Source organism: Neisseria sp. Marseille-Q1983, assembly GCF_018224585.1.
In the GTDB taxonomy this organism is placed as follows: domain Bacteria; phylum Pseudomonadota; class Gammaproteobacteria; order Burkholderiales; family Neisseriaceae; genus Neisseria; species Neisseria polysaccharea.
Map to the genome: position 1 here is coordinate 1 of NZ_JAGTUI010000049.1, position 11,261 is coordinate 11,261.

The window sequence follows — 11,261 nt, forward strand, 5'->3', positions numbered from 1 at the left end:
GGCAAGCTCCCATGCGCTGCCTTCGGGTTGTGAGAGCAGTGCGGCGGTTTCAGGGTTGGTTTTGGTGATGTCGGCAATACTGAGGATGCTGAAGTTGTCCGGATCGTCGGTGTATTCGTCGGTCTCGTCGCCGCTGAAGAAACGCCAGCCGCTGTCGTTTTCAAAAACGGGGGCTTCTCGGTAGAGGAAGCCGACGGGCCGGTTTTGTTTGGCGACGGTGTTGGTGGCGATACAGCGGTCGAGTGCCGAGGAAAGTGCTTGTGCAAATGCGTTCATTACGGGAATACGTTGGGGGAAAACTTACGGATTTTACCACGATTCGTGCGTTGTCGGCAGACGGCGGCGGTTTGGTGGTACAATGTGCGCCGTTTGCAGCCTTAAGGTGTTTCTGTATTTTTGGAGTATGGAAACGCATTCGGGCTGTTTTTTGCGGAAGACGGTAATGAAAGACGATGTTTTGAAACAGCAGGCACACGCGGCGATACAGAAGAAACTGGGCTACGCGTTCCGCGATATTTCGCTTTTGCGGCAGGCTTTGACGCACAGGAGCCATCATGCGAAGCACAACGAGCGGTTCGAGTTTGTCGGTGATTCGATTTTGAATTATACGGTGGCGCGGATGCTGTTTGACGCGTTTCCGAAGTTGACCGAGGGCGAGTTGTCGCGGTTGCGGGCAAGTCTGGTCAATGAGGGCGTGCTGGCGGAAATGGCGGCGGAAATGAATGTCGGCGACGGCCTGTACTTGGGGGCGGGCGAGTTGAAGAGCGGCGGCTTCAGACGGCCTTCGATACTGGCGGACGCGATGGAGGCGATGTTTGCGGCGGTCAGCTTCGATGCCGATTTCAACACGGCGGAAAAGGTGGTGCGCCATTTGTTTGCCGATCGCGTCCGGTGTGCCGATTTCCAAAATCAGGCAAAAGACGGCAAAACTGCTTTGCAGGAGGCGTTGCAGGCACGCCGTTTCGCCTTGCCGAAATACCGTATCGAAGAGCAAATCGGTTATGCCAACGACAGTATGTTTGTGGTTTCCTGCGATTTGGGCGAACTGGGTTTCGTGTGCCGTGCCAAAGGGACGAGCCGCAAGGCGGCGGAGCAGGAAGCGGCGAAAGAGGCTTTGAAATGGCTGGAAGAGAAGCTGCCGCTGAAGAAGAAAAAGAAATGAGGCGGCGTGTGAATATGCCGTCTGAAATGTGGATATGAAAGCGAATATGGATATTGAAACCTTCCTTGCAGGGGAACGCGCCGCCGACGGATACCGTTGCGGCTTCGTGGCGATTGTCGGTCGTCCGAACGTGGGCAAATCAACGCTGATGAATCATCTGATCGGTCAGAAAATCAGTATTACCAGCAAAAAGGCGCAGACGACGCGCAACCGCGTAACGGGGATTTATACCGACGATACCGCGCAGTTCGTGTTTGTCGATACGCCGGGCTTTCAAACCGACCACCGCAACGCGCTCAACGACAGGCTGAATCAAAACGTTACCGAGGCACTCGGCGGCGTGGATGCCGTGGTTTTCGTCGTGGAAGCGATGCGTTTTACCGATGCCGACCGCGTCGTGTTGAAACAACTGCCCAAGCACACGCCGGTTATTTTAGTGGTCAACAAAATCGACAAGGACAAGGCGAAAGACCGTTACGCGCTGGAGGCGTTTGTTGCCCAAGTGTGCGCCGAATTTGAATTTGCGGCGGCGGAGGCAGTCAGTGCGAAACACGGATTGCGGATTGCCAACCTGTTGGAGCTGATTAAGCCGTATCTGCCCGAAAGCGTGCCGATGTATCTCGAAGATATGGTTACAGACAAATCGGCGCGTTTTTTAGCGATGGAAATCGTGCGTGAAAAATTGTTCCGCTATTTGGGCGAGGAATTGCCTTATGCGATGAACGTCGAAGTGGAGCAGTTTGAAGAGGAAGACGGTTTGAACCGCATCTATATCGCCGTTTTGGTCGATAAGGAAAGCCAAAAGGCGATTTTAATCGGTAAAGGCGGGGAGCGTTTGAAGAAGATTTCCACCGAGGCGCGGTTGGATATGGAAAAACTGTTTGATACCAAAGTGTTTTTGAAGGTATGGGTCAAAGTCAAATTCGGTTGGGCGGACGACATCCGCTTCCTGCGCGAGCTGGGTTTGTAGTTTTTCTTGCTGAACTTTACGCAAATGCCGTCTGAACAGGTTTCAGACGGCATTTTGTTTGGCCGTTCAACGGATGGCGTTGCGCCCCATTTGGCGGCATCGTCGTTGATAACGTGTGTTTTGGGATAGGACGGCGAGCCTCGGTTGGGCGCGCTTAAGGCGGCGGAGGTTTTGAATCATCTGCATGGCGGGCAGGACGAGGGTTTCGCGGTAACGGGCTTCGTCGCGGGGAGGGTGCAGGTTGCCGTTGATGTAGAGGCGGGTGTCGTCTTTTCAGCGGAAGGTTTCGGGCGCAACGGCAACAATGCCGCCTACACCGCTTCAGACGGCATACAAGCCCAGAGCGGCGCACATTATCCCGCCTTGCCCTTGAAAGAGGGCGTAGAAGCTGAGAAAAATATTGGAAAATACCGTTTGAAGTATGTTCAGACGGCATTTGCGTATTGGGACAGGTTCGGCCGGTTACGGAAAATATCTGTTTTGACGGCGTGTTCCGGCCGGCAATCAAAGCGGCGGCGGCAAGTCCTTTCCTGTCCATATAGTTGCACGGGATTTCATCGACGGCTGTGCAGGGTGCAGCTGCCGCCGCGCCTCCGTCCCAAACGTCGGCAGATGGCGGTAACACGCGCGTATCAGGCGCACCAAACTCTCCGGTCGGCAAAGCTACCGCCGCTGAAATAGACGGCACGGATTTTGCCGCTTCCTTGACGGATTTCGGCTTCCTGTTCCGGCTCCGCAATGATTTTGTCGGTGCAAACCCGGCTGTAGCCGCCTTTCCAAGCATTGCGGCAGAAGCCGCAGAATATGCAGTGGTTGGCGCAAAACGGAATATGCGGATAAGCTGAAGCAGCTTCCAGTAAAACCGTTTCCGCCTGTTCCCGCCAAAGCTGCTGCCAACACACGGACGGCGGGCAATCCGCCCCATATCGGCATCAACACCCGGCGTTAGGGAAAAGCATCCGGTACGGCTTGGCTGACGCTCAGCTTCATTCCTCTATTTATATTTATTTCAATTAAATAAAAATCTATTTTATTTTATTTTTAAATAAATACAGTAGATTACTTTGATTTATATTAATTGGATGAAAATTTTATTTTCAAATAAACATTACGTTTGACGGGATAGGGGGCGGATACGGTTGTCAATCGGGTGGTCAATCCGGAATAGGAAATACAAAGCCGCCGTTATTTCTGTTCATACAAGGACAGGAATAAGGCAAATCGCACTTCCTATATGTTCCGTATTTTGATGTCTTGTTAATAAAAACAATCAGGTCTGATCGGAATCAGCCTTCTGAAAGATGTTTTGCCTATAATGGGATTTTGTTGTCCTTCAGATTTTCTTAAAATGCAGTTTGAAGGTGCTTCCTTATCGGTTCCAATAAAATATTATCAGTTGTCGGTGCTTTCGACATTGCACCGGTAGATTTCACCCGTCCCAAACCGCCTGTTCAAAAATGCAATAAAAATGAAGGAGTACCTTATGCGCAAACTGCAAAACACGCTGTATATCACCACGCAAGGCAGCTATCTGCATAAGGAGCGGGAAACGCTGGTGGTGGAGCAGGAACGTAAGAAGGTGGCGCAATTTCCGGTGCATTCCATCGGGCATATTTTCTGTTTCGGCAACGTGCTGGTGTCGCCGTTTTTGCTGGGGTTTTGCGGCGAGAATAATGTGAATCTGGCGTTTTTTACCGAAAACGGACGTTTCTTAGGGCGGTTGCAGGGGCGGCAAAGCGGCAATGTGCTGCTGCGTCGGGCGCAGTATCGGATGTCGGAACAAAATCCCGTGCCGATTGCGCGCAATATCATCGCGGCGAAGATTCAAGCAGGCAAACGGGTGCTTCAGCGGCAGATTCGCAACCACGGCGGCAATGCGGACATTCAGACGGCGGTTGCCGCGCTGAATTTCTCTTTGCAGCAGTTGAAACGGGCAGACAGTTTGGATTTGATACGCGGGATTGAAGGAGATGCGGCGGCGCGTTATTTCGGCGTGTTCGGACAGTTGGTTAAGGCGGAAAGCGGGTTTGCTTTTGACGGAAGAAACCGTCGCCCGCCAAGAGACAGTGTCAATGCGCTGCTTTCTTTTCTATACAGTATTTTGGGCAAGGACATCAGCGGTGCGCTGCAAGGCGTGGGGCTGGATCCGCAGGTGGGTTTTCTGCACGCCGACCGACCCGGGCGCGACAGCCTTGCACAGGATATTTTGGAAGAGTTCCGCGCGTGGTGGGCGGACAGGCTGGTACTGTCGCTGATTAACCGCGGGCAAATCAAGCCGCAGGATTTTATTGTCGAGGCAGGCGGGGCGGTGAGCTTAAAAGCCGATGCGCGCAAACTTTTGTTCCAGTCTTTGCAGGCGAAAAAGCAGGAAAAAATCACCCATCCGTTTTTGGGCGAAGAAGTGGAAATCGGTTTGCTGCCTTATATTCAAGCCATGCTTTTGGCGCGGCATCTGCGCGGAGATTTGGCGGCATATCCGCCGTTTTTGATGAGGTAGCCGGGTATGCCGTCTGAACGCAACCGGCTTCAGACGGCATGGAGGGACAAGAAAATGCTGATGTTGATAACTTATGATATTTCGTTGGAAAATGCCGAAGGGCAGGCAAGGCTGCGGCGCGTAGCGAAACTGTGCCAAGACTACGGCGTGCGCGTGCAGTATTCCGTGTTCGAATGCGACATCGCACCCGACCAATGGGTAGTTTTAAAAGACAAACTTTTAAAAACCTACAACCCCGAAACAGACAGCCTGCGCTTTTACCACCTGGGCAGCAAATGGCGGCGCAAAGTGGAGCATCACGGCGCAAAACCGGCGGTCGATATATTTAAGGACACGCTGATTGTGTGAATCGCCAACCTGTTGTTCCCATAAAAATGCGGCAGGGTTGGCGAATCTGGATTGTTCTTTAACAATCAGGATATTGCAAATGTGGATATGGCGGATAAGGCTGTGCTATACTCATGTTTGTGCTTTTTTCGGGAGTTTGGCGAAGTCGGGGCTGTGAAGCCTGATGTAGTAAGGCTTTCGGAAGAGGCGCAGCCGCCTCTAGGCGGCTGTGTGTTGAAACTTTCGCGTTGTTACTCGTTAGCCCGTATTATACACCAGCCGCCTCTAGGCGGCTGTGTGTTGAAACCAGTACTCTCCAGTTGTCGTAAAGTGCAGCCCACCAGCCGCCTCTAGGCGGCTGTGTGTTGAAACAAGGCAGAAATTGATTTTGATTTCGTCACCAACTCAGCCGCCTCTAGGTGGCTGTGTGTTGAAACCTACAAAACGGCAATCACGCGCCGCTACATCCAATCAGCCGCCTCTAGGCGGCTGTATATTGAAACGGCGCGGACGACATCCGTTTCCTGCGCGAGTAGGGTAAAGGACAATCTAAATTCCCCCGGCAGCTTAAAATCTTGCCGGGTCTGCACAAAAATGCCGTCTGAACAGGTTTCAGACGGCATTTTGTTTCAATCGGGAATGTCTTTGTTAAAAACGGGTTGATATTATCTGTACATATTAATATAATGATAATTATTATTAATTAAATATGGAAAATAGTAGAGATGTGTAAACTGAATTATTTCAGCATTGCCTTGCTGCCGTTGATGCTGGCAGCCTGTGGCGGCAATTTCGGCGTACAGCCTGTTGCCAAACCAACGCCGACCGCGCAAACCCCGTCAGATTCCAAACCGTCCAAACCTGAGGACGTTCCCACTCCGCCTCCTGCCAAACCCTCTATAGAAACCACGCCGGTCAATCAACCCGCCGTCGGTGCGGCAATGCGGCTGCCAAGGCGGAATATTGCTTCCTATAAACAAGACGGTACGGAAATTCCCGACAAGCATCAGGCGGAGGAGCATCTGCCGCTTAAAGAGAAGGATATCCTGTTTTTAGACGGTACGCTGAAAGAACAGGCTGACAAACTTAAAAAGAAAATCAACGAACGGTATTCTGATGTGAGGGTTATCACATCGAAAAAAGAAGAAGAAAAATATCAATATCAATTTGTCCGTGCGGGCTATGTGTTTACCAGGGCGGAAGGAAAGGATAATGAAAAAGAAAAGACTTCTGATGGTAAGGAGTTTGTTAACCGATTTAGTTATGACGGTTTTGTATATTATTCCGGAGAACGTCCTTCCCAATCTTTACCGAGCGCGGGAACGGTGCAATATTCCGGTAACTGGCAATATATGACCGATGCCAAACGTCATCGGACAGGTAAGGCGGTTTCCAGTACGGATTTGGGTTATACCACATATTATGGTAATGAAATTGGGGCAACTTCTTATGAGGCTAGGGATGCCGACGACAGGGAAAAGCATCCTGCCGAATATACGGTTGATTTTGATAACAAAACCCTGAATGGCAAGCTGATTAAAAATCAGTATGTGCAAAATAAAAGTAATCCAAATGAGCCCAAAAAACCGCTGACCATTTACGACATTACTGCAAAATTGGACGGCAACCGCTTTACCGGCAGTGCCAGTGTCAATCCTGATTTAGCGAAAAACCATGCCAATAAGGAGCATCTGTTTTTCCATGCTAATGCCGATCAGCGGCTTGAGGGCGGTTTTTTCGGCGATAAGGGGGAAGAGCTTGCCGGACGGTTTATCAGCAACGACAACAGCGTATTCGGCGTATTCGCAGGCAAACAAAAAACAGACGCATCAGGCACAAATCCTGCTATGCCGTCTGGAAAACACACCAACATCTTGGATTCTCGAAAAATTTCCGTTGACGAGGCGACTGATAAAAATGCCCGCCCGTTTGCCATTTCCCCTATGCCCGATTTTGGTCATCCCGACAAACTTCTTGTCGAAGGGCGTGAAATTCCTTTGGTAAACCAAGAACAAATCATCAATCTTGCCGACGGCAGGAAAATGACCGTCCGTGCTTGTTGCGATTTTCTGACCTATGTGAAACTCGGACGGATGCAAACCGAACGCCCTGCCGCCAAACCGAAGGCACAGGACGAAGATTCCGAAGATGAAATTGGTGAAAGCGAAGAAAACGAAGACGAAATCAGCGATGAAGAAGGCACGGAAGATGGAGTCGTAGAAGGTGAAGGCAGCGAAGAAGACGAAGTTTCCGAAGGTGATAACGGTGAAAACGAAGAAGAAATCGCCGAAGAAGAAACCGAAGAAGAAGTTGATGAAGCCGAAGAGGAGGAAGTTGAAGAACCCGAAGAAAAATCGCCGACAGAAGGCGGCAGCAGTTCAAACGCCATCCTGCCCGCTCCGGAAGCCCCTAAAGGCAGGAACATCGACCTTTTCCTGAAAGGTATCCGCACGGCGGAAACGGATATTCCGAAAACTGGAGAAGCACACTATACCGGCACTTGGGAAGCGCGTATCGGCAAACCCATTCAATGGGACAATCAGGCGGATAAAGAAGCGGCAAAAGCAGTATTTACCGTTGATTTCGGCAAGAAATCGATTTCCGGAACGCTGACGGAGAAAAACGGTGTAAAACCTGCTTTCCATATTGAAAACGGCAAGATTGAGGGCAACGGTTTCTACGCGACAGCACGCACTCGGGAGAACGGCATCAATCTTTCGGGAAATGGTTCGACCGACCCCAAAACCTTCCAAGCTAGTAATCTTCGTGTAGAAGGGGGATTTTACGGCCCGCAGGCGGCAGAATTAGGCGGCACTATTTTCAATAAGGATGGGAAATCTCTTGATATAACTGAAAATATTGAAAATGAAGTTGAAATTGAAGCTGATGCTGAAGCTGATGCTGGCGAACAGTTAAAACCTGAAGTTAAACCTCAATTCGGCGTGGTATTCGGTGCGAAAAAAGATATGCAGGAGGTGGAAAAATGAATAAGAAACACGGTTTTCCGCTGACTTTGACCGCCTTGGCCATTGCAACCGCTTTTCCGGCTTATGCCGCCCAAGCGGGGGGGGCGACACCTGATGCCGCGCAGACCCAATCCCTGAAAGAGGTTACCGTCCGTGCCGCCAAAGTGGGGCGCAGATCGAAAGAGGCGACCGGTTTGGGCAAAATCGTCAAAACGTCGGAAACTTTGAACAAAGAACAGGTACTCGGTATCCGCGACCTGACGCGCTACAATCCGGGTGTGGCGGTTGTCGAACAGGGTAACGGCGCGAGCGGCGGCTACTCGATACGCGGCGTGGATAAAAACCGTGTGGCGGTTTCGGTTGACGGCGTTGCCCAAATACAGGCGTTTACCGTGCAGGGATCGTTGAGCGGATACGGCGGTCGCGGCGGCAGCGGCGCAATCAACGAAATCGAATATGAAAACATCAGCACGGTGGAAATCGACAAAGGCGCCGGTTCGTCCGATCACGGCAGCGGCGCACTCGGCGGCGCGGTCGCTTTCCGCACCAAAGAGGCGGCGGATTTGATTTCAGACGGCAAAAGTTGGGGGATACAGGCAAAAACCGCCTATGGCAGTAAAAACCGCCAATTTATGAAGTCGCTCGGCGCGGGTTTCAGTAAGGATGGTTGGGAAGGGCTGCTAATCCGAACCGAACGCCAAGGGCGGGAAACGCGCCCGCACGGCGATATTGCGGACGGGGTGGAATACGGCATAGACCGTTTGGACGCGTTCCGCCAAACATACGATATTCAGAAGCAGAATAAAAAGGCGGAATATTTTCTGGCGGAGGGCGAGAGTGAACCCAAGCCCGTGGCAAAATTGGCGGGCAACGGGAACTATTTGAAAAACCAGCTCAACCGCTGGGTAAAAGAACGTATTGAAAAAAATCAGCCTTTAAATGCCGAAGAAGAAGCGATGGTGCGGGAGGCGCAGGCGCGCCACGAAAACCTGTCCGCTCAAGCTTACACGGGCGGCGGCAGGATATTGCCCGATCCGATGGATTACCGCAGCGGCTCTTGGCTTGCCAAGCTGGGCTACCGCTTCGGCGGCAGGCATTATGTCGGCGGCGTGTTTGAGGATACCAAACAGCGTTACGACATCCGCGATATGACGGAAAAACAGTATTACGGTACGGACGAGGCGAAAAAGTTTAGCGACAAGAGCGGGGTGTACGACGGCAACGATTTCCGCGACGGCTTGTATTTTGTGCCGAATATAGAAGAGTGGAAGGGCGATAAAAAGTTGGTCAAGGGCATAGGTTTGAAATATTCCCGCACCAAATTTATTGACGAACATCACCGCCGCCGCCGTATGGGTTTGCTGTACCGTTATGAAAACGAAGCGTATTCTGACAACTGGGCGGATAAAGCGGTGTTGTCGTTTGACAAACAGGGCGTGGCAACCGACAACAACACACTGAAGCTGAATTGCGCCGTGTATCCTGCTGTGGACAAATCCTGCCGCGCGTCGGCGGACAAACCATATTCCTACGACAGCAGCGACCGTTTCCACTACCGCGAACAGCACAATGTTTTGAATGCCTCGTTTGAGAAATCGCTGAAAAACAAATGGACGAAACACCATCTGACTTTGGGCTTCGGTTACGATGCTTCCAAAGCGATCTCCCGCCCCGAACAGCTTTCCCACAATGCGGCAAGGATTTCGGAACACACGGGGGAGTACACCGCCGACGGCAAAGACAAGTACCGTTTGGGTAAGCCCGAAGTCGTCGAAGGATCGGTCTGCGGCTACATCGAAACCTTGCGTTCCCGCAAATGCGTGCCAAGAAAAATCAACGGCAGCAATATCCACATTTCTTTGAACGACCGTTTTTCAATCGGCAAATATTTTGATTTCAGCTTGGGCGGCAGGTACGACCGGCAAAACTTCACCACGTCGGAAGAACTCGTCCGCAGCGGGCGGTATGTTGACCGTTCGTGGAACAGCGGCATCGTGTTCAAACCGAACCGGCATTTTTCTTTGTCTTACCGCGCCTCCAGCGGCTTCAGAACGCCTTCATTCCAAGAGCTTTTCGGTATAGACATTTATCACGATTATCCGAAAGGCTGGCAGCGTCCCGCCCTGAAATCGGAAAAGGCAGCCAACCGCGAAATCGGTTTGCAGTGGAAGGGCGACTTCGGCTTTTTGGAAATCAGCAGCTTCCGCAACCGCTATACCGATATGATTGCCGTTGCCGATCAAAAAACCAAATTGCCGGATTCAACAGGACGATTGACAGAGATTGATATACGCGATTATTACAATGCCCAAAATATGTCGCTCCAAGGCATTAATATATTGGGAAAAATCGACTGGAACGGTGTATACGGCAAACTGCCCGAAGGTTTGTACACGACTTTAGCGTACAACCGTATCAAACCGAAATCGGTATCCAACCGGCCGGACTTGTCCCTCCGCAGCTATGCTTTGGATGCGGTACAGCCGTCGCGTTATGTTTTGGGGTTCGGATACGACCAGCCCGAGGGGAAATGGGGGGCAAACATTATGCTGACCTATTCCAAAGGGAAAAACCCTGATGAACTTGCTTATCTGGCAGGCGATCAAAAACGATATTCGGCAAAAAGAGCGTCGTCTTCTTGGTCGACGGCAGATGTTTCCGCCTATCTGAATCTGAAAAAACGGCTGACCTTGAGGGCGGCTATCTACAATATCGGCAACTACCGCTACGTTACTTGGGAATCCTTGCGCCAGACTGCGGAAAGCACGGCAAACCGGCACGGCGGCGACAGCAACTATGGAAGGTATGCCGCACCGGGCAGGAACTTCAGCCTCGCGCTCGAAATGAAGTTTTAAAGGAAATACCGTCTGAAAGCTTGATCTGCACCCCAAAAGTCGGACTAAACCGCCAACTGATTAAGGTGCAGGTTTTTTTGATTCAATATAAACAAGATTTCCGCCGTCATTCCCGCGCAGGCGGGAATCTAGACATTCAATGCTAAGGCAATTTATCGGAAAAAACAGAAACCGCTCCGCCGTCATTCCCGCGAAAGCGGGAATCCAGACATTCAATGCTAAGGCAATTTATCGGGAATGACTGAAACTCAAAAAACTGGATTCCCACTTTCGCGGGAATGACGAATTTCAGGTTGCTGTTTTTGGTTTTCTGTTTTTGTGAAAATAACAGGATTTTAGCTTGTGGGTATTTACCGGAAAAAACAGAAACCGCTCCGCCGTCATTCCCGCGCAGGCGGGAATCTAGACCTTCAATGCTAAGGCAATTTATCGGAAATGACTGAAACTCAAAAAACTGGATTCCCGCCTGCGCGGGAATGACGAA

At 51.0% G+C, this 11,261-nt stretch carries 9 protein-coding genes, 1 pseudogene and 1 CRISPR repeat array; of the genes and pseudogenes, 6 read left to right on the forward strand and 4 right to left on the reverse strand.

The genetic code is table 11. From position 1 onward, the window contains the following. A partial coding sequence (locus KEM39_RS09645; protein ID WP_211709922.1) for a DUF2185 domain-containing protein occupies positions 1-276 on the reverse strand: 276 nt, incomplete at its 3' end. Between the two features lie 166 nt (positions 277-442). Between KEM39_RS09645 and rnc the strand changes: the two genes are divergently transcribed. Together rnc and era are read left to right on the forward strand one after the other, a co-directional pair. Then, positions 443-1,162, forward strand: coding sequence for a ribonuclease III (rnc, locus tag KEM39_RS09650; RefSeq protein WP_118997527.1), 720 nt, complete (start codon positions 443-445; stop codon positions 1,160-1,162). Positions 1,163-1,208: 46 nt separating this feature from the next. Further along, a complete protein-coding gene (gene era, locus KEM39_RS09655) occupies positions 1,209-2,132 on the forward strand; it encodes a GTPase Era (protein ID WP_118997564.1) in 924 nt (307 codons plus the stop codon). Positions 2,133-2,218: 86 nt separating this feature from the next. Here era and KEM39_RS11645 read toward each other — a convergent pair. Both KEM39_RS11645 and KEM39_RS09665 read right to left on the reverse strand, forming a co-directional pair. Further along, a pseudogene (locus tag KEM39_RS11645) lies at positions 2,219-2,405 on the reverse strand (polyamine aminopropyltransferase); the annotation flags it as partial. Positions 2,406-2,764: 359 nt separating this feature from the next. Further along, positions 2,765-3,034, reverse strand: coding sequence for a hypothetical protein (locus tag KEM39_RS09665; protein WP_025456910.1), 270 nt, complete (start codon positions 3,032-3,034; stop codon positions 2,765-2,767). 581 nt (positions 3,035-3,615) lie between these two features. On the opposite strand from KEM39_RS09665, the gene cas1c reads away from it, so the two are divergent. From cas1c to lbpA, 4 genes are all read left to right on the forward strand, one after another. After that, positions 3,616-4,629, forward strand: coding sequence for a type I-C CRISPR-associated endonuclease Cas1c (gene cas1c, locus KEM39_RS09670; protein WP_107862595.1), 1,014 nt, complete (start codon positions 3,616-3,618; stop codon positions 4,627-4,629). Positions 4,630-4,683: 54 nt separating this feature from the next. Beyond that, positions 4,684-4,977 (forward strand): CRISPR-associated endonuclease Cas2, encoded by a 294-nt coding sequence (gene cas2 / locus KEM39_RS09675; RefSeq protein WP_003714710.1) that lies wholly within the window; start codon positions 4,684-4,686, stop codon positions 4,975-4,977. A 189-nt stretch (positions 4,978-5,166) separates the two neighbouring features. Continuing rightward, positions 5,167-5,459: a CRISPR direct-repeat array (repeat unit 31 nt; unit sequence CAGCCGCCTCTAGGCGGCTGTGTGTTGAAAC). Between the two features lie 222 nt (positions 5,460-5,681). After that, a complete protein-coding gene (locus KEM39_RS09680) occupies positions 5,682-7,943 on the forward strand; it encodes a transferrin-binding protein-like solute binding protein (protein ID WP_211709923.1) in 2,262 nt (753 codons plus the stop codon). After that, positions 7,940-10,777 carry a lactoferrin/transferrin-binding protein LbpA gene (gene lbpA / locus KEM39_RS09685; RefSeq protein ID WP_211709924.1) on the forward strand — a complete coding sequence of 946 codons (2,838 nt, stop codon included), beginning with the start codon at positions 7,940-7,942 and terminating at the stop codon, positions 10,775-10,777. The genes KEM39_RS09680 and lbpA overlap by 4 nt, the downstream gene beginning before the upstream one ends. Before the next feature lie 142 nt (positions 10,778-10,919). On the opposite strand, the gene KEM39_RS09690 is transcribed toward lbpA, so the two are convergent. Then, on the reverse strand, positions 10,920-11,261 hold a 342-nt coding region (locus tag KEM39_RS09690), incomplete at its 5' end, for a hypothetical protein (RefSeq protein ID WP_211709925.1).